This is a genomic window from Mastigocoleus sp. MO_188.B34 (assembly GCF_030065675.1).
Lineage (GTDB): Bacteria > Cyanobacteriota > Cyanobacteriia > Cyanobacteriales > Nostocaceae > Mastigocoleus.
In genome coordinates this window covers 16,062-35,738 of sequence record NZ_JASJDK010000027.1, presented here as the reverse complement: position 1 = coordinate 35,738, position 19,677 = coordinate 16,062, and the positions used below count along the sequence as shown (strand labels likewise).

16 protein-coding genes are annotated in these 19,677 nt (G+C 44.8%); 10 read left to right on the top strand and 6 right to left on the bottom strand.

Annotation, left to right across the window (positions count from 1 at the left end; all coding sequences use genetic code 11):
* Positions 1 to 207: 207 nt before the first annotated feature.
* The 7 genes from QNJ50_RS09435 to QNJ50_RS09405 all read left to right on the top strand — a co-directional run bounded on the left by QNJ50_RS09435 (position 208) and on the right by QNJ50_RS09405 (position 10,260).
* Entirely contained in the window at positions 208 to 966 is a 759-nt protein-coding gene (locus QNJ50_RS09435) for an N-acetylmuramoyl-L-alanine amidase (RefSeq protein ID WP_300634551.1), read from the top strand.
* A 25-nt stretch (positions 967 to 991) separates the two neighbouring features.
* Positions 992 to 1,591, top strand: a complete 600-nt coding sequence (locus tag QNJ50_RS09430; protein ID WP_300634549.1) for a DUF4255 domain-containing protein — start codon at positions 992 to 994, stop codon at positions 1,589 to 1,591.
* Between the two features lie 2 nt (positions 1,592 to 1,593).
* The gene (locus QNJ50_RS09425; protein WP_300634545.1) at positions 1,594 to 2,820 is read left to right on the top strand and encodes a hypothetical protein; all 1,227 of its coding nucleotides are present in this window, start codon (positions 1,594 to 1,596) and stop codon (positions 2,818 to 2,820) included.
* A gap of 156 nt (positions 2,821 to 2,976) precedes the next feature.
* Positions 2,977 to 8,577 carry a polymorphic toxin-type HINT domain-containing protein gene (locus tag QNJ50_RS09420; protein ID WP_300634542.1) on the top strand — a complete coding sequence of 1,867 codons (5,601 nt, stop codon included), beginning with the start codon at positions 2,977 to 2,979 and terminating at the stop codon, positions 8,575 to 8,577.
* 17 nt (positions 8,578 to 8,594) lie between these two features.
* Positions 8,595 to 9,083 (top strand): hypothetical protein, encoded by a 489-nt coding sequence (locus QNJ50_RS09415; protein ID WP_300634540.1) that lies wholly within the window; start codon positions 8,595 to 8,597, stop codon positions 9,081 to 9,083.
* Complete coding sequence (locus QNJ50_RS09410) at positions 9,080 to 9,253, top strand: hypothetical protein (protein WP_300634537.1); 174 nt, start codon at positions 9,080 to 9,082, stop codon at positions 9,251 to 9,253. Before QNJ50_RS09415 ends, QNJ50_RS09410 begins: the two co-directional genes overlap by 4 nt.
* Positions 9,250 to 10,260: a pentapeptide repeat-containing protein gene (locus tag QNJ50_RS09405; RefSeq protein ID WP_300634535.1), complete on the top strand. Its 1,011-nt coding sequence runs from the start codon at positions 9,250 to 9,252 to the stop codon at positions 10,258 to 10,260. The genes QNJ50_RS09410 and QNJ50_RS09405 overlap by 4 nt, the downstream gene beginning before the upstream one ends.
* A gap of 261 nt (positions 10,261 to 10,521) precedes the next feature.
* On the opposite strand, the gene QNJ50_RS09400 is transcribed toward QNJ50_RS09405, so the two are convergent.
* Positions 10,522 to 10,650, bottom strand: a complete 129-nt coding sequence (locus tag QNJ50_RS09400) for a hypothetical protein (RefSeq protein ID WP_300634532.1) — start codon at positions 10,648 to 10,650, stop codon at positions 10,522 to 10,524.
* Between the two features lie 70 nt (positions 10,651 to 10,720).
* Here QNJ50_RS09400 and QNJ50_RS09395 point away from each other — a divergent pair, with 70 nt between their 5' ends.
* Positions 10,721 to 11,383, top strand: coding sequence for a DUF4157 domain-containing protein (locus QNJ50_RS09395; protein ID WP_300634530.1), 663 nt, complete (start codon positions 10,721 to 10,723; stop codon positions 11,381 to 11,383).
* Positions 11,384 to 11,485: 102 nt separating this feature from the next.
* Here the strand turns inward: QNJ50_RS09395 and QNJ50_RS09390 are convergent, their stop codons facing one another.
* On the bottom strand, positions 11,486 to 14,332 hold the full coding sequence (locus QNJ50_RS09390) for a glycosyltransferase family 39 protein (protein ID WP_300634528.1): 2,847 nt from the start codon (positions 14,330 to 14,332) through the stop codon (positions 11,486 to 11,488).
* A 286-nt stretch (positions 14,333 to 14,618) separates the two neighbouring features.
* Here QNJ50_RS09390 and QNJ50_RS09385 point away from each other — a divergent pair, with 286 nt between their 5' ends.
* The gene (locus QNJ50_RS09385; protein ID WP_300634526.1) at positions 14,619 to 14,852 is read left to right on the top strand and encodes a hypothetical protein; all 234 of its coding nucleotides are present in this window, start codon (positions 14,619 to 14,621) and stop codon (positions 14,850 to 14,852) included.
* A gap of 69 nt (positions 14,853 to 14,921) precedes the next feature.
* Here the strand turns inward: QNJ50_RS09385 and obgE are convergent, their stop codons facing one another.
* From obgE to QNJ50_RS09370, 3 genes are all read right to left on the bottom strand, one after another.
* Positions 14,922 to 15,953 (bottom strand): GTPase ObgE, encoded by a 1,032-nt coding sequence (gene obgE / locus QNJ50_RS09380; RefSeq protein WP_300634523.1) that lies wholly within the window; start codon positions 15,951 to 15,953, stop codon positions 14,922 to 14,924.
* Between the two features lie 108 nt (positions 15,954 to 16,061).
* The gene (locus QNJ50_RS09375) at positions 16,062 to 16,745 is read right to left on the bottom strand and encodes a Mo-dependent nitrogenase C-terminal domain-containing protein (RefSeq protein WP_300634520.1); all 684 of its coding nucleotides are present in this window, start codon (positions 16,743 to 16,745) and stop codon (positions 16,062 to 16,064) included.
* Between the two features lie 619 nt (positions 16,746 to 17,364).
* Complete coding sequence (locus tag QNJ50_RS09370; protein WP_300634519.1) at positions 17,365 to 17,502, bottom strand: hypothetical protein; 138 nt, start codon at positions 17,500 to 17,502, stop codon at positions 17,365 to 17,367.
* Between the two features lie 13 nt (positions 17,503 to 17,515).
* On the opposite strand from QNJ50_RS09370, the gene QNJ50_RS09365 reads away from it, so the two are divergent.
* Positions 17,516 to 18,628, top strand: a complete 1,113-nt coding sequence (locus tag QNJ50_RS09365) for a glutamate--cysteine ligase (protein ID WP_300634517.1) — start codon at positions 17,516 to 17,518, stop codon at positions 18,626 to 18,628.
* A 209-nt stretch (positions 18,629 to 18,837) separates the two neighbouring features.
* On the opposite strand, the gene QNJ50_RS09360 is transcribed toward QNJ50_RS09365, so the two are convergent.
* The gene (locus tag QNJ50_RS09360; protein WP_300634514.1) at positions 18,838 to 19,002 is read right to left on the bottom strand and encodes a hypothetical protein; all 165 of its coding nucleotides are present in this window, start codon (positions 19,000 to 19,002) and stop codon (positions 18,838 to 18,840) included.
* Positions 19,003 to 19,677: the final 675 nt, after the last annotated feature.

Sequence of the window (19,677 nt, the reverse complement as noted above, 5' to 3'; positions counted from 1 at the left end):
TGTAGATTTGACCCCTCATCCCAAGAATGTTGTGGGTTTTTTGGGAGATGATTAAATAAGTTGCTTGCGCGCACACTAAAAGGTTAATTTTTAGTCGAATTGGGGGGTGTTATCCCTGAATGACCAGCAGTATTAAGCGTGTGGATAAAACTGAATACTAACAAAACAAAGATAAAGATAATTACTTTTATTTGATGAGTAAGAATTATGATGTTTGCGATCGATATTGGACATAATTGTCCACCGGATACGGGAGCCGTATCAGCTAACTATTCGGAAGATATTTTAACAAAAGAGGTTGGCAATCGAGTAATCAAACTTTTACAACAGCGTGGACACAGAGCGATCGCGGTAAATCCTAAACGTTGCTCTAGCGTAATTAATTCTTTGCGCCAAAGAGTCAATAAAGCTAATGTGAGCGGCGCGGATATTTTCGTGTCGATTCACTTTAATAAGTTTTCTTCTCCTAAGGCAAAAGGTTCAGAAGTTTTTGCTTTTAAACCAGAAGGGAAAGGTCGCGCATTAGCTCAATCAGTCCTAAATCAAATCCTTAAACTAGGTTTTACCAACAGAGGAGTAAAATATAGCGGGTTCTATGTGATTAAAAATACTTTCATGCCAGCAATTCTAATTGAATGCTGTTTTATCAGTTCCTCAGAAGACATGCAGAAGTTTAATGCGGATAAAATGGCTCTCGCAATTGTTAATGGTTTAGTTGGCGAAGATGTGCGGGAAGACATTACTGGCAAATTGCGCATTAATGTTTCCACTTATGCCAAACCTAACAGCGAACAGTCAGAAGACTTAGAGCCAGAACTGCTTTATTTGTTGGAGCCTGGAGATTATGCTGCGAAACTTATTGGTGATGAAGAGTCCCATTTTGTTGTTGAATTTGTTGATAGACAATTAGGTGATAGAGATACCCACTATGTTTATTCTGGTCATTGCGAATTCTTAGAAGCTTGACCAATATCTAATTTTCATTAGACTTATGATCTACGATGCACTGGCACTAATCCAGAAAAATTTGAATGACTACCTAAATGACTACCTAGAGGAAAATGAAGATAAGGTCATACTAGGTAATATTTCCATGGCTGAAGAACTGGGTGGCTCGAACAATAAACTTAATAATCATGTGGTGATGAGTTTGGTGAATTCTCAGGAAGAGGCTACACTCAAAAATGCTCCTAACTATCGCTTGGAGAATGGTCGTACAGTTTACCAAAATCCTCCAGTTCACCTCAACTTATTTATTCTTTTTTCAGTTCTCTACGAAAATTACGACAAGTCTTTGAAGCTCCTTTCGTGGGTAATTGAATTTTTACAAGGAACCAAGGAATTTTCATTTTTAGCCACACCCCCCCCGGATAGTATCGGTAGTATCTCCCAGGATGTGCGGATCGTAATGGATCTTTACCCTCTCACTTTTGAACAAGTTAACCACCTCTGGGGTTCTCTGGGAGGCAAACAAGTGCCCTTCGTTCTTTATCGCGCTCGGCTTGTAGCTTTAGAAGCACCGAAGCGAAAAGCAGAGGGCGAAGTTATTACCGAAGTATATATTAATGAGAACGGTGGAAGGCGCAGGTAGTGATGAAAATTTTATACAAAAAAATTCTTGCCCTAGAACTGTGGCATGATTATTACCTGGGTCAACCCACTCCCCCACAGTTACCGGAGATAGGTTATGACATTTCGGATGTGCTGGCGCTAGTTCCTACCCCTGAATGTTTGCAGGTGTTGCAAAACCTCCGTTGGGTGTTTCGTCCACATCCCCACGGGGGAAGTCTGTTTGCTCGAGTAGATGAAACAACAACTGAAGATTTTCAGACTACTATACCAGTTGATCGACCTTATCAACTCACATTTTGGCTGGTAGTGCGCGATCGCAACTTTGCTAATTTTACCAATCTGCCATTAATCCCTAGTCGCAATCAAATTTATTACTTCTCCAATCTTTCGGGTAATCAAGGGCATGCCTTGTTTCTTACCCAACCTCTACCCAACTATACCGCCAATACTGAATATGACCTAGGGCAACTAGTCAACTACAACAACAGTACCCTAGAAGCTTTACGTTACCAGGGTTCTACACCTGTGATTCCCGATCAAAATGATTGGGAAACTCTGCCCAACAGCCAGTATGTTTCAGTTCTTGATCGGCTACCCATTCAGGGATTCTCCCGAACCCATACTGTTGCTAGTGCGAATCCCGGCGATACCTTCCGTTTTACTTTAGTTAATGTCAACGGGGTAGAAACTTTTGCCCTTGATTTTACTGTTCCTAAAAAACATACCGGAGGTGAGGCGATAGCGCAAGCGCTGACTAGTCAGTTCGCCGTTAACCTAAATTTTTCCGAACAAATCCCCGGTCGTTACCAGTTGTTCTTGGATGGTATCCAGATAGATGAATTTATCTTTTTTGACCCCGCAGCCAACAGTAATGCTTTTGGTATTGTGGAAATTGTCCTCAATCATGATTTAGTACCGGCGGACTTTAAACTCCTGGAAAGCAGTTTTGGGGAAACCTTAATCCGACCTCGAACCTATGTTATTCGCTTTAAAAATCGAGCAACCCGTTGGCGTTATAAGCACGAAAAACCCCATAACCTTAAACTAGAAAATGTACCTGATTACCTCGACCTAATCAATAAAATGAGCTACGCAACCAAAAAACCTGTTGGCTTGCTTCATAAACCTGAGCAACTGCTGAACAACGGTGAGATTAACCTACCTGTTCCTAATGTCTCAATGATTAAGCCAGAAACTAATGCCGAACAGCAGGTAACTGCTATTTTTTCTGATGTATATATGTTTTGATGTTTACATGTAACAAGATACTTAATCTAAGTATAGAAAGTGATATCCCCGCAGGGAATATACATAGCGTTCAATATTTTGCTGAGCAACCTGAGCGTCAGCATGGTGAGATTACGGTAAATGGATGAGTATTAAAAATGGAGTGGACTTGATACCATGAAGACTGCCGAGACTAAAAGCACCCACAGCCAGCAGCACAACAGTACAAATACGCAACAGCCCTTTTTTAATAAGGAGCAGGAAGGTGCTTTTTTCTCGGAGCAATCATCTGAGTACAAGCCATTTTTCTCCGGCGCTGATACCTCATCTTTTATTCAACCCAAATACGCCTCTGGGGATAAGCCTTTCTTCCAACCTGCAACCGTACCCTTGATTCAAGCGAAATGCGCTGCTTGCGAAGCTGAGGAAGGGGAACAAGAAAAAGAGCAGTCGGCAGCAGAAACGCTGGATGTTCAACAAATACCTGCATTTGAAAGTGACGAGAATGCAGTACAGGCAAAAATGACACCTGGAACTGATAGCTCAAAATTTCAGGAAATCGACCGCACTATCCAACAGCAAGCCAATGATGCCGAACTCGACGCGCCCCCAACCGACGACCAAGACGTGCAGCTTTGGGACTGTAGAAAGACTAAGTATGAAGAGCCAACTTGTGTTCAGACTCAGCTTGATGAGACTGAACCAGTAGTTCAGACCAAGTGTGCAGCCTGTGCTGAGGAAGAGCAAACTCAGACCAAACCAGCGCCACCTACGCGCCCCTCACCTGGAGTGATTCGCCGTGAAGCAGTGAGAGGGCTGAAAGGAGCCCATCAACCTTTACCACATGGGAGTCGTATACAAACTGCGTTTGGGCGTCACGATGTCTCTGATGTCCGTACCGAGGTAAGCGGTAATGCAGCAGGGGCAAGTCGGCGCATGGGGGCGTTGGCCTTTACTGCTGGTAGTCGGATTGGCTTCCGCGAGTCACCCAGCTTGCATCTCGCCGCCCATGAAGCAGCTCATACTGTTCAGCAACGTGCAGGGCTAAGCCTTCCGAACCGAGTCGGGCGACCAGGCGATCGCTACGAGCGCAATGCCGATCAAGTAGCGGATGCGGTCGTTGCTGGCCGCTCAGCTGAGCCCTTGCTTGATGAGGTTGCTCAGCCCGACAAACCGTCGAATGAGGGGGTAAAAAGTAGCGAGAATAGTACATTGGCTGCGCCTGCACCCGCAGTGCAACAGCAGATTACCTTGGGCGCTTCGCGCTTGTTTGAGCCTCCTCCGGCTCCCATCGAGGTGGCCACATCGGCTCCAGAGGGAAGAGAAGCAGCACCAGAGACAGCTGCCGTCGAGGCCGAACCGAGGGAGCGTGGTGAGGAAGGCTCAGCGCTTGAGGCTGCCGAAGCGGGAGAAAGTGAAGCACCGCCGGAAGGCGTTTCTACAAGTGGTGGGACATCAGCAGGAGAGGGTGCTCCACCATCGGCGGGGGGAACTCCAGCAGCAGGGGCTGAACCCGCGACACCATCCACAGAAGCGCCGACATCTACCACTGAACCTGCAACGCCATCGACAGAAGCGTCGGCAGCAGGGACTTCAACATCAACGGCTGAATCTGAAACACCAGCAGAAGCATCAGAGGGGGCATCAGGCGGAGGTATTAGTGGACCTTGCTACAACGTTGACTCGCCGCCTCCCCCTGAAAATGCGGAGGAACCCAGCTCGGATGAACGAGGGTCTGCACCGCAGGAGCAGCCGCAGGTTACGTTTGAGCCATGGCCAGACGAGGCAGACGAGTGCCCAGCGGAACAAGCCACAGCTGAAGGGAGTGAACGAATGCCTGAGGGTATCGGTGCGGACTCGGCGGCCAGTGGTGTGCTTGCTGCTGGTGGTGCGCCTGCAATGGCAGCAGGTGCTGAGGGCGGTACGCCAGCCACTGCGACGGCTGCTGAAGGGGCCACGCCCTCCGGCAGCAGAGAAGTTCAGGCCATGTCGAGAGCTGCAACGGCGGGAACTGACCAGAGCTTAGCGGCAGCCAACACTATGGACGGCCAGATCGACAGCGCCGAAGGTGAGCGGGATGCGACCGTCAACGACTATCTTGCGTCTACAGGTGGGTTCGGAGATGTCCTCTCCCGTGCGCGGAGCCTGGAATCGGGGGTGACGTTCCCCGCAGCGGAGGGTTTACAACAGTTTAAGGCCCGCCAGGCAGCTGTCGAAGTCGCGAAGGGCTTTATGGCTCGGGCTTCCGATCAGATCACCGCCGCAGTTGCTTTCGCCCAGGAGCAGGTTCCTGAGATGCTGCGTACCGCAGCAGAATCTGCAAAGAGCAGCATCCAGATCGCCATAGAAACTGAAAAGGCGGCAATCTCGGAGCGCATTGCACAAGCGCGGGCACAGGCAAGGGCTGGAGCCGCTACCGCACGTGCCCACGTTGAGACCGAGTATGCCAGCAGTGCAGTGACCATCGATGCAATAACCCTTGAGGCGATCGCTGCCCTTGACGAAACCCATGCAACATCGATTGAGCAAGTTGATGAAAAGGAGACCAACGGACTCGACAACGTCAACTCTCGTTTCGCGGCTGGACGTGGCCAGCATGAGGCCAAAGGTCCTGAGTACGCGAGACAAGCAATCGCACGAGGCCAACAGCACGCCCATGCATACGAGCCCTGTAAGGGCGATTATAGCGATGACGGTTTCTGGGACGGCTGTCTCACCGTGCGCCGCGCCAGAGCCCAGCAGGACACAGCCTGCAAGACAGCAGCAGGCTATAAGGACACCTTTTTGCGGACGGCTAACAAGAAGGGCTATGACCTGATCGCACTGCGCAGACAGTACCGTTGCGCCGTCATCGCCGGTGCGCGCCGGGTTAATCAGACCCTGGATGACACCCACGAACAGCTTGTCTCGGGTCTAGAGTCCGGACGTATGCAGGCGCTTAATGGCATTGCGCTGGCGCGTAATGAGAACCTTGCCGCCATTGATAATGCGCAAGCTTCAACCCTCAAGGCCCTCTCGGCGCAGGAGCACTCCCAACGACAGGGGGTCAATGACACCGGTTATCTCAAACAGCTTGCGGTTGAGCAACTTGCCCACTCCGGCGCAGCTGGTCTAGCGCACGGCATCTCAGCAGCCATGGACTCGCTCGAGCAGACACTCACGATGTTGCGTGAGCGTTTTGCTCAAGGTGATATCCCCGATCCTGTAGTACTCGCTCAATCGCTGGCCGCTACAGAAGCATCGCTCGGCGGCGGCATGGGTACCCTGCTCGATACGATGATGGAGGGTGCCCAACAGTCTGCAACGCGGATTGAGGAAATGGGGGCAACCTCCGTTGAAGAGCTAGCTGACCTCACAACCCAGAATGACGAACTGAGCGCGCAGACGGAGAGCGGCTTTACTCAACAGATGGGCAGGCTCAAGACCGGAACCTCCAATACCTTTGCCCAGCTCACCGACAACCACGTTCAACAGGCCCAGCAGGCCATGATCGATGGAACGGCTAGCATGGAGCAGGCCGTAGCTGGCTTTGATCAAGCGCTGGCCAGTATCGGAGGGAAAGTTGACGAAGCAATCGCCAAGTCGCTACAGGAGTTGGATAAGCAGCTCAGTGACAAGCTCAAAGAGCTTGACGGCCAAATCACTCGGGAAGCCTTGAAAGCTGCGGAGAAAGAGCAGCCAGCCTGGAAGAGCGTCGTTGCTATCATCCTGATCATCGTGGTCATAATCGCGGCCACCGTCATCAGCATTGTTACGCTGGGTGCGGGTGCCAGCCTGTTCGCAGTGATTCTGGTAGGTGCGCTGGTGGGTGCCGTCAGCGGCGGGTTGATCCAGCTGATCAACAACTGGGCTTCTGGTGAGGCGTGGCATACCGGCCTGGCTCAGGCCATGATCATGGGGGCGATCGGCGGAGCGATCGGCGGTGGTTTGGGCTTTGCTGGAGGAGCGCTTGCCGCTGGGGCAGCAGCAGCAGGTGCCCGGGCTGCCACGCAATTAGCTATTACGCTCACCTCCGATCTGGTGGCGGAAGCCGCCACCCAAGCCATCGGCTACGTAGCTTTTGGTCAGGAATTTAATTGGGAAGGCTTCGTCATGGCGGGGGCCATGTCCGGTGTCAGCTTCCGCGCCCAAGGTCCTCGTGCACGGGGGGGTGCATCTGCCGTGGATGTTCCGACACCCAGAGCGGCGGGAGGAGCTGGTGGCAGACGTGCCGCAGTCGCTCAAATTGCCGGTGGCGCAGCGCTAGGCTTTGGTATCGAGTTGGCTGCAGCCGAGATCAGTGGTAAGGAATTCGATCTTACGAAGGCAGTCTCATCGGCGGCATCGGCGGCAGTTAGTACGCGGATGGCGCGCAGAGGAGGTCCGTCCGGACCGGCTCCGGAGCCGACCACGCGGCTCGGTCGTGCTGCCGAACGCTTCCGAAGCTTCGATCCTGGTGGCGTTGGTGCGCGACTCGAGACGGGGCTTCAAGGTCTTGGGGGTCGCGCATTTGGCCCGCGGCCTAGCGTGGAGCCTCGGGGTGGGGGACAGCCACGAGTTGACGAACCCGCAAGCTCTCGTGTAGAAGAGTCTATGGCACCACGATCGCGAACGACTGAAGAGACTGCACCGACTACACGTTCACACCCCGACGAACCGGATGTTGGCCCCCGACGAACACCTGCGGATGAGCCCGACTTCGGACCCCACAGGCGTCGGCCTAAGGAAAGCTCCGAGCCAAGTACAAGGTCACCTGAGCAAGAGAGGCCTGGTGTACGGACTCGGGCCGAAGTCGATGAAAGTGCGTTGGCACCGAACGTGAAGAAGTCGGCCGAGCAACTTACTCATGCTGTCTGTGGCCGATGTTTTCCGGCCGGAACAAAGGTGCTCACCTCCAGTGGCTACAAGAACATTGAAAAGATCGTAGCTGGAGATTTAGTTCTTGCTCGAGACGATTATGGGGTCGGCCCGGTTGCGGTGCGCCAGGTTCTACAAACTTTTCAAAATGTTGCCAACACACTGCTTGAAATCTCCATCGATGGACAGACGATTTGCACGACACCAGGACACTTGGTGTGGGCTGCCGAAAAAGGCTGGGTTTTTGCAGCAGTTCTTGAGGCTGGCGATCTTCTCTTCACATCCGATGGCCTTCTTAAGCCAATTTCCAAAATTGATCGAGTTGACAGACAGACTGACACGTTCAACTTAGAAGTGGCAGAGCTTTCGACCTACTTCGTCGCAGAGAAAGAAGGACAGGCTGGCATCTGGGTTCACAATACGAGTGCGGCTCGAATTCTTGAGCCAAGTCAAGTACTGGCCGAAGCTGAGCCGAAAGTCGTTATCACCGATCCTGTCGAGATCGAGCGAATTCTAGGTCCCGAGATAAGGGCCTTAGGAAGGCACAATCCAGACAAACCCGAAGGAGGTTTTCTGCAATACTTGAGGAAAGGCGGTGGAGCCGGGTTCCTTGGAGTGACAGTGAATGTAGTAGACCAACTAGATACGGTTGTGGCTAATGTCCGTACGAAGGAGGGGGGGATCCTTACTCTGGTGGATCTTCGTTTGATAGAGCCTGGTCACGTTTGGGATTTGTCGGATCCGGTTACCAGAGGACGAATGGAAGATGCTTACCCACGGTTCAGAAACATGTATCAAGTGATGATTGAGGAGGGAGTTGTGGCGATTAAAGGCCAATTACCAACTGAGGCTGTGCAAGGGCTGGTGTCGATCCCGAAGCGAACGAGTGAGGTAGAGATTCGACAGCTCGCTCAGCATTTGCTGGCATCGTGTAGTGTGTGATGATGAGCCTGATAAACATGAATGAAGTAGAGAAGTATCTTTGTGAAATTCCATGGGCTTCTGCAAGACAGATGACGCTCGAAGCGGATGCGCTTGCCCAGCAGCATATTGCTCTTATGCGCAACGTCTTGGAGTATCGCTCCAGGATGTCTGGCTGTTCGCTGTTGGAAGCCTATTCAGATGCCCAATCAGCTGGCAACGAGGCAAAGGGACACTTGAACTTTTTGAGAATGCTTTTCAAGCGCATTAACTTCCGTGGGGTGCCCGCCAAGGAGCCTTTGATTCTAACCATCTCATCCTACTATTTCTGGGAAAGAGACCCAGAAATGGGGCATTTGAAAAATCCTTGGGCACCCCTGATGAGGCTTTATGAATTGGGATATACAAGTACATTCGACGAAGACGAAGAAACTAGTAGGTTGGATGTAATTATTGAATATGAGGAAGGCAGCAAGGTGTATCCGCTCGTAATCAATCAAGATGAGGAGCAAGATTTAGACCTATGAGTGTGCTACCAATACTAATCGTTCTAACTTTTGGAACTGGCGTTGTTCTTGCCCATCTCCTCCACATTAATTTGGCAGGTGTCCGATTCGCAGACTCTGCTGTTGAAACCGTCTACTTTGCGTTGGTTGATTCTCTACGGGGTCCTGACTCAACTGGAGTTTATCCATGACACTTGATTACTACGACATATTTCGAGAGTTCATTGAACGCCGTCGCACTGTGCGTGCCCTAGTAATTAAAGGGGCAAACCTACATGGGTTAAGGTTGATGGAATTACGCGCGGACGGCCTCGAACTTGAAGAAGCAGATTTGCGCGAAGCCTCTTTGAAGGAGGTTCGTTGGAAAGCCTGCATCCTGTGCGAGGCGCACCTCGATGCAGCGGATTTCACAGATGCTATCCTCAGGCTGTGTGATCTAGATCGGGCACGCGCAACTAACGCAACCTTTTTACGTACTCGTCTCGAGAACAGCACCGCACGCGGTGTTCTGTTTGATGGTGCCAATTTTTTAGGGGCTGTGTTGACCGATACGGATTTCTCGCGTGCCAGCTTTCGCGGCGCAAATCTCGAGAGCGTCTCAGCATCAGGAGCCAACTTTCGCGGAGCCGACCTGAACGGGGCAAACCTCCGAAACGCCGAACTGGTCGATACCGATCTGCGTGGTGCTGATCTGACCGATGCCGATCTCAAGGGTGCCATCTTAGACGGTGCTGATCTACGTGGCGCGATTGGCGTCGAAGACCTCCGAGAAGAACCTGCAACAGAGGCGTTGCCAGAAGAACTCAAACCCCTGATTAGCACCGTTGCGCCTATGGTAGACGAGATGCTTCGCAGCGCTGGACAGACTGGGTTCCTCGATCCTGAAGCCGCCGAGCAATTACAGAAGCAGATGGATGACATTCAACAGGTCCATCCCAGCCGCTCGATACACCCAGACACCCTGCAAGCAGTTTCCGAAGTCATTGGTTCCCTGGGCGACGATGCCTTCCCCACTTTGTTAAAGTCCTTGAGTCAGCCTGGAGGTGGCGATCCGCCCCCAGAGATTCAAGCTTTGATTCAACGCTTGGGGCAGGCCCTTAACCTTGGCGATGGCGCATCACCCGACGAGATTCTCTCGAAGTTGGTGGATATGGATACCGAATCAAGCAAAAATCTCGATCCAAAACCAGACCCCTAACTGGTTTCAACTCTGGGAAGACGGTTATTTGACTATCTTAAAGATTTAAAAGTATAAACAGAAACATAAAATATAGAAATAATAGATATGAGCGCTGTTTGAATAGTACGATCTCAAAGATATCTACCTTCGGCGCTGCGCATCGCCCGTAGGTTAGATTGAGTAAATAAATATTTGCTAGAAAACCTCTCGATTCGATTAAGTGCAAATTCCAATGCCATCTCCTCTTTAAATTTAACTTTACAATTACCTAATCATGCCTTACTCATACAAACGCTCCCGCAAAGCCCCTTCTGCCCCAGAAGCGCAAGGACCCTTCTTTGACAAAGATAACACCAGTCGCGCCTTCTTCAAACCCAGCAAAACCCCCATCCAGAACAAACTCACCATCGGTAAACCTGGCGATGCCTTTGAGCGCGAAGCTGACGCTGTTGCCGATAAGGTCGTAAATCAGCCTGCCATGGATAATGTAGCACCTGGAGTTCAGCGCCAGGATATGCTCCAACGCCAGGACGATCAAGCCAGCCTCAGACTGCAAATGGAGGAGGAAAAGAAAGAAGAAATCGCTACTAAGCCTGAACTCCAGATGGAGGAGGAAAAGAAGGAAGAAGTCGCTACTAAGCCTGAACTGCAAATGGAGGAGGAAAAGAAAGAAGAAGTCGCTACTAAGCCTGAACTGCAAATGGAGGAGGAAAAGAAAGAAGAAGTCGCTACTAAGCCTGAACTCCAGATGGAGGAGGAAAAGAAAGAAGAAATCGCTACTAAGCCTGAACTCCAGATGGAGGAGGAAAAGAAGGAAGAAGTCGATACTAAGCCTGAATCCCAGTCCCAATCATCAGGTAAATCGCTAACTTCTCAACTCCAACGTACAAAAGGTCAAGGTCATCCACTACCAAAAGCAACCCAACTTGAAATGAGCAAGGCTTTGGGTCAAGACTTCACCACTGTTCGCATTCACACTGACCAAGCGGCTGTGGATATGAATCAACAGTTAAAATCCCAGGCTTTTACCCACGGACAAGATATCTACTTTAACCAGGGTAAATTTGACCCTGAATCTAAAGCAGGGAAGCAATTGCTAGCCCATGAGCTTACCCATGTGGTGCAACAAAATAAGAAATAGCTCCTGCTCTGAGACTTAGAGAAATAGATTTTGATAGTGGTGAAATTCACCGTAATGTTTCACCAATTGATGCGATCGCAAAGGTTGAAGATTAATCAATAGTTAGTCTAAATTTGAAAGTATTTGCCATGCTTTAATTACATTACCCTGCATCAGTGCTGCTACTCCAGAAAGGGCTTTAATCTCCATAATCTCAGGATTTTTTGCTAAAGCTGGTTCTAAGCTTTTTTCTGCAGCAGCACCCCGCCAGTCATATAGTTGGACAAATGCTAAATAAGCGTAAGCATAGGGATTTTCCCGATCCAATTGAATTACTTTTTCTAATGAGACGATCGCATCATCAACCCGTCTTTGCAATACATTAGTCAAAGCTAAAGTATATGCCCAATCTCGATATTGTGCTGTTTTAGTTTGAGTGGTATTTTCCAAGCGATAAGTTAAAACTTGTCGTGCTTGTAGTAAATAATCTTGAATTGGATCGTATTGGTTAATCCGTCCAACTTCATCAAATACTTTTTCTAAAGCTTTAACACCTTCCGGCATTGTAGCCCCCAGTTGTCGTAATTGAGTTAGTAAATCAAGTTCGGGAGCGGGACTTGCAATTGCTTCGGGGTTTATTTCTAAAGTTACTTCTGGAACTGGAATTTCATAGGTTTCACCAGAAATCCGGTTCAAATAAGTTGCTTTGAGAGTGTAGTTTCCTGGTACTGCATTTTTTGGCGGTAACATTGCCAATCTTTCAGTAACTTGAAATAATTTTGATTGCGATCGCCCAACATCATTAGATTTTAGTCTACCCATACCAATACCGCGATCGTGCAACCATAAAGTATTTTGGTTGAGGAGATTTTTGTTAGTTGCATTTTGATTTATGGATGTTAAATCTTCAGGAGTTGAATCTTTAGGTGTTGAATCTTCAGGAGTTGAATTTTTTGGAGTAAGATTTGAAGTTATATTTTCCCAATTTAATAATACTAAACCATTTTTGAGCGCCGACCAACTACCCCGCCACTCGTAAGTTACAGGTACGGGTAATCCCGGTGGTGCTGAAGCAGGAACTTTTATTTGTGTAAGAATAATTTTACTTGAAGGTGGAGTATCATCAACAACTCGAACTTCCACAGGCGGTGTTTTTTGATGAAAAAGTTTGATTGTACTGTTATCCGGTAATTCCCAAGTTTTATTTAATTGAAAATCACCACCGGTTTCCACAATTTGCGCGATCGCACTTTGAGCTTGGGGAACCGAACCTTGATTACCAGTTTTTGTTACAAACCAAGAAAGAGAACGCGCATCTCGTTCGACAAAACTTTCCCGGGTTCCTACTTGTCTTCCGTAAACTTGGAAATTCTTTAGTGCACCATAATAATTAAGACTATGCTGATTAACAACTGACGTCGAAGGTAATACTCCCAAGGTGGAACGCAGATATGGTTCGGTTTGAACAATTTGCTCGATAACTTGGGGATGGGGAAATTCTTTTCCTGTGTAAGGATAGTGTTGAACTTTTGCTGACAGGGTTTGGGTGAGTAAATTTCCCGGGATTCCCCCAATGGGAAAAAGGTTAAATAACATTAATATTGTTGCTAAACCCAAAGTACCCCAACGAATTGGTTTTCCCAATGCACTGCGAATGCGGGTTAAACCATATGCTAACAAGATTGATAAAACCGGTAAGTAAGGTAATACGTAACGGTCATCTTTGTTGGGATTAAGAGATGAAAATAAATAAGCACCTAGTAAAAATATTGCCAACCACTTAAATTCTGATAGATGAAGTTGGGGATTAAACCTATTGGGATTTAAATCTTCAATATCTAAATTGTTGGATTCTGAATTGTCGGAATGAAGTTTTTTGAGTTTTAAATTTTTATTTTTAATTTTTACTGCTACTACCCAATACAACAACAATACAAATACTGGTATAAATAATAATGGTAAAGACACCTGATAAGGTAATTGTTGTAAGTAAAAAGTCCAAGCTCCCAATGTATTTAAAGGTGCATCCCCTTCCGCAATTGCCGAATCTACAGTTGCTCGTTTACCAGAGGTTAGAATTAGCAACCAATTTGTCCGATACCAAGGTGCAAACACCAAAGCCGATAAGCCTAAACCAGTAATTAGTTGTAATAACTTTCCCCAACGATGACGGATCAAACTACCCACACCCAGACAAAATAAAGGTGTAAACATAAATATTAGGGCTGTCTGCTTGACCATCAAGGCTAGACCAAATGATAAACCAAAACTAACTAGCCAGAATAAGGAGTTGTGGATAATGGATTTTGGGGTCTTAGGTTGTGAGGTGGGATGTTTTGTATTTTGATATTTTAAATTCTTAGATTTTGAAGTTTTAGATTTTGAAGTTTTAGATTTTAAAGTGTCAGACTGTGAATTTATAGAGTCTGAATTATTACTAATTTCTACATTATTACCCGTAGCCAAATGCCAAGCAGTTAAACAAAAAAAACAAAGACTAACAACCGCTGTCAGCGGTAAATCAAGCAAAAATTCAAGACGATAGCGATAGAGTGCAGGCATTATTTGACACAAAGCCGCAGCCCATAACCCAACTGACTCCGTAAAAAGGATTGTACCCAATCCGTAAATCGAACCTAATAAAATAGCATTGAAAAATAAATTGATTAACGTTGCTTGGTCAAACCCAGTCCCAAAAATATTTTGGAGAATAGCCGTTGCAACATAAGTCAAAGGTGGAATTTTAGAAGATAGCAACCAAAAACTTTGCCACCATTCCCCATTTAACCATTGGGGATCCTGTAACGCTTGCCAATAATTTAAACTACCAGTTAAATAATCTGCTTGATCCCAAGCTGGAATAGATCGATCTAAACTAAACCAAATGCGATCGCAAAAAGCACCAGCTAACCAAATTAGTCCCAGTATCAACAAATTTGTAGTTTTCTTTCGCTTACCTTTAAAAGACATCAATATACCATTTGAGAACAATTAAGTTCTAGAATAATACTCACCACGAAAGTTACATCTGCTTGTAAAAAATTTGCCCCTGCAAAAGCGGTATAATTTGGACTAAGGGTACACTTCTGGGAACTATAGAAGTAGATAAAAAATAAAATAGGTTTTCCCAGAAAATATAGCGCTACGCGCAAGTAAAAATTAAAAAGTAAAAAGTAAAAAGTAAAAATTAAAAAGCCTAACACGTATGGCTTTTAGGGTTAATACATGTCCTAACGTAAATTCGTAGTGCTATACAATGAATCGAGATCGTCAACCAAATCAAAAACGAGACTACAGCAAATTTGTAGCTCGTTTTGGTTGTGGTGCAATTTTTGGAATAACATTAGCGATCGCCGGTGGAGCAATAGCTTATCCAACAACAACAACTGGTTTGTTAGCTGTTATTATCATGTTTGCTTTAGCATCTGGTTTGCTGTCAGTTATCTTTGGGGACAAATTTTGGACAAATCTTTGGAAATGGCTCCCTTGAAGATTTAAACTACAACTTCAAACTATAAATTAAAACTACAACGTCAAACTACAACGTCAAACTACAACCTTAAATTGCAACACTTTCATTAACCTCACTGACACTCAATTGGTCTAAAATTTCCCAAATTTGCTGTAACATTGCGTCAACTCCTTCACCAGTCACAGCAGAGACTAAAAATACTGGTGCATGGGAAAGATGATTTAGTTCAACCTTCAACGCTCCTAAATCCTGAGATTCCCGATCCACCGCATCAATTTTATTCAATGCTACAACTTGGGGACGCTCTGCTAAACCGCGCCCATATACTTGTAACTCTTGCATGATCGTTTGATAATCTTGACACACATCGGTGCTAGTCCCATCAATTAAATGTAATAAGACACGAGTACGCTCGATGTGACGTAAAAAATCATGCCCCAATCCCGCCCCCTGGGAAGCACCTTCAATCAAACCAGGAATATCGGCAAATACCGTACCATCACCAGTTTGTTTGCGTACTACACCTAAATTTGGAATCAGGGTAGTAAATGGATAATCAGCAATTTTGGGACGTGCTGCTGATAAAGCAGAAATTAAAGTAGATTTTCCGGCATTTGGCAGACCAATAATTCCTACTTCTGCCAACAGTTTTAGTTCCAAGCGTAAGAATCTATTTTCTCCCTCAAGTCCTGGGAGAGAATATTCTGGCGCGCGGTTACTGTTACTCAAGAAATGTTTGTTTCCCAGCCCCCCTTTACCGCCTTGGGCTACAACCAGACTTTGTCCATTTTGAACTAAATCTCCAATTAGTTCTCCTGTTTGAGCATCATAAACATTAGTTCCACATGGAACTTCAACGATCAAATCCTTACCGGAAGCCCCAGTACGATTTTTCGGCCCCCCACGACCGCCATTTTCTGCCCGAAAGCGATGATTATATTTAAAATCTAGCAAGGTTTGTAAGTTGGAATCGGCGACAAAAACAACCGAACCACCTTTTCCTCCATTACCCCCAGAAGGTCCGCCAGCAGGTACAAACTTTTCTCGTCGAAAAGCAACAATACCGTCACCACCTTTTCCGGCTTGCACTTCAATTTCTGCTTGATCAATAAATTGCATAGTTAGTCATTAGTTACTTGTCATCAGTCATTAGTCATTAGTTATTAGTCATTGGTTTTCTAACCGGCGACCAGCAAGTACTAACTAATGACCAACAACAACTAATAACTAAATATAATCCGAAATATCTTCATTACACTCATCTGCTAAATAAGACAAAGCACGAAATCGCAAACCTACCATTTGTTCGTAGAGTGGATTGAGTTTGCATAAAGGTGGAATGTGAACGATTTTATGCCCAAATAATTTGATATCGCGTTCGAAGGGGCATTGAGGGGGAATCATCTTACATAGAAAATGGGCAAGCCTGGGATCGTGAATTTCCAGCCCATCAAGCCAAGCACGCAGAGGTTTAAGGGCATTAAGTTGCTTTGGAGATGCGATCGCCACTTCCCGAAAACTGGAGGTTTGCTCCTCATGGAAAGGTTCCAAGGTGTGGCGAAGAGATTCAAGTAGATTTTGTGGTTCCCCAAGCGCCTCACACAGTTGATGTAGAAGTTCATCTTCGCTCGGAGAATAAACCCCATCAGCGATTGCTACCATTACGGCAGTTCGCAAGAAATTCTCTGCGGCTTTGGTGCCTTTACCCAACACAGCAGCTAACTCAGAAGGTTTTATTATCTCCAGGGAATCTATATTTACTCCAGGAGCTAATTCTTCTTTAGTGATGGCGGTAATTAACTGTTTTTCTTGAGCGTCAAAATTACCATCTGCCCAAGCAATAGTTAAAAGCCCGCGCAACCAAACTGCAATTTGTTCGCTGCTGTAGGGAGATTGAACAGCACTTGTCATAAACTCAGGCCTCTAGGTCTATCTATCCCAAGTCCATAGTAGCCTGTGCCCTGGGTCTAAGTCGCGGTTATTTATGGCTATTTTATTAATTAATATCCAAATATTTTCCAGGAGCAGATTACAATCTCGAGTTATGTATTTTTCAATTCTATATTGCAGTGAAATATTGCGATCGAAAATACAAGAGTTTTTCTCGAACTAGCTAAATATCCTTCTCAAAATTTTTTCACTTTTAAGGAATTTTTTTTATCTTTGCCAGTGACTCTTGCTGTAAAATTCTTTTAGTATGATTCTTGATAATATTTTTTATTAAAATCATCCCGTGTATTGTTGAACTGTTGCAGTTAAAAGGTGAATGATCGAAATTAAAAACTATCTGAGGGAGATTCACTACATAGTGCAAATCTTCCCAGATGTAACCATGAAGGAAATTAAACCAGCCAATTTAATTATTTTCCCATTCAATTCAGCTCAGATATTGAAGAAAATAAGTTGCAATATTGATAAATTCGCTACTGCAAAACAGTCTCAGATATTTTTTGCTTGGCGCAAGGAAATAACAAGCAAAAATCACAAACTAACTACCATCAGAGGTCATAAAACTTTATCACAGCAAATATTAAGTATTTGCTGTATTTGCTTGTAAAAGCCTCCTCAAAACCCAAATAACAGCGATCGCGCCCCCAATAGCTAAAATCGCAGTTATTAACTCAGAAATTACATCCCAGAAATCAAACACACAAAAAAATAGATTCACAAAGGAATAGATTATGTTTCATTTTGGCATCGAGCATGAAGTTGCTTTTCTTGACAATGCCGGAAATTTTGCTGATTTTTCCCGTACGAAATTTAAAGATTTTTGTCAGATTATCGATCAATTACCCTTCTATCCTGATGACTATCCAGAATTACGAGTAGGAGATGCTGGTATAAAAAAAAAGCGCTGGTATATTGAAGGATTTGAAAGATTTTTAGACTCAGAAGAAGTTGTAGAATGCGTACCGAAAGGTATTGAAATTAGAACAACTATAAATTCAACTATTCAAGATACAATTACTGAACTTTTCGAAAGTTTTTCTTTGCTCAGGGAAGTATCTTTAGAATTTGGCTATTTACCAGTTTTAGTCAGTTTCAATCCTCACTATGATATATTTAAACCCAATCCACCACTAAATGAATACGAAGTTCAACGGCGAAAAGCATCTCCGGAAAAACAAACTGCAAACATTCCCATGCTTACCTATGGTCCAGATTTAAACATTTCAGTTGCAGATTTACCGGTGGAGCAGGTAATTGATATAGGTTCAAAACTAACTTATTACAGTCCTTATATTATTCCATTTAGTTATACTTCACCTTTTTACCAAGGAAAACTGTGGGAAGGTTTGTCAGTCAGAACATTCATGAGAACCGGACAAAGACCAGCAACTATGGTGTTTGTCGAAAAACATTCTGAATTAATAAAAAGCATACCTTCATTAACAAAAATTGCCCGGATCCCAGCGGAGATAGGTCGAATAGAGTTTAAAGCTTTTGATAGCTGTGATAATTTTTCAATTTATGCAGCCTTACTTGCTTTGTTAAAAGGTATGGTTTTAGATGAGTCACTACCCGGAAGAGCTATGATTCCCGATCCAGCACTACATCAACTCTCAGCTCGAGAAGGATTTAGTAACGAAAGTATTTTTATCCATGCTGGAAAAATTCTACAAGCAGCAGAAATATCATTGGCTAACGATCCTGATCAAGAATTGCTTGCACCTCTCAAAGATTTACTAGACAAGCGAGAAACTCCAGCCCATGAAATGGTACGAAATTTCCATAAATCGGGTTCAATAGAAGAGACTCTCAAACACACGTATTTGAAAAACACAAGCATTTGAGAGTTGGTAAATAACATTTGTCAGCTTGAAAGCTGTTTAATTACCATCAAAAGACCTTTTTGCAAGTATTAATACTTATATGGTCTTCGTAGAATAAGTCTGTAAAAACTCTAACTTCTTCCAAGAGCCCGGTTGATTTAAAAGCCGGGTTTTTTTAGCCCATATCGTTGATTGACAAATTACAAACATTTTGAATATTGTAGATCACCTCAATTTTGTGTTCTATTCAAAACATCTCTATAGATATCTTCCCAACGCACTTGAATCAGGTGCTTGAGTTTATCTAAGTCGTTCTCCGATAGCGAAATATGTTCCTCTTCGAATCTGCTAGATGGAACCAAAACATTTGCAGAAATCGTAGATGTTTTCACCATGACAGTTGCAACATATTTACTTAAGGTTTTTAGAGGCTATTGAAATATAGTAGCAACAAAAAATTTTTTTTGTGTTCAATTTAACAAAATTATTGACCGCTCCATAAAATATTTCTGGTTCATTTATCATCACCTTTTGGTTCTCATTGGAGATATTATAGATACTTAATACAATTGGGTAGAACCAGTAGTTGAGTATGAAGTATTTGAAACTTTCTATTGAGTAAAAATACCTGAAATAATTAATCTAACTTTTGTCAATACTTATGAATGTAATTTCTAATTAATTTTATTTATATTTTCCAATATTTCCCAGAAATATGATATTTTCCAATTTATGGGAATATATTTCATATTAAACTTCCCTTAAATAAATTTTTTTGGGGAAATCTGAGAAAGAAAAATCTGAGTATCGCGTAATTTTAGAAAACGGTAAGCAATTGAATGAACTATGAATTTTAACAAAATAATGTTCTGAAATATTCTTAAATCATTTAATTATTGACTAGCCTCACCCTTGACTGTCGAAGTAAATGATTTAACATTCATATGAGTGTTAAAGAAATATTGTAAGTAACCCGTTTTACGTCATTATTTACATTAAATTTCTTCTAAAAATTAAAATATTACTTAGATATGACATGGGGGCAGCTATTTTATTATACGCTCAAAATC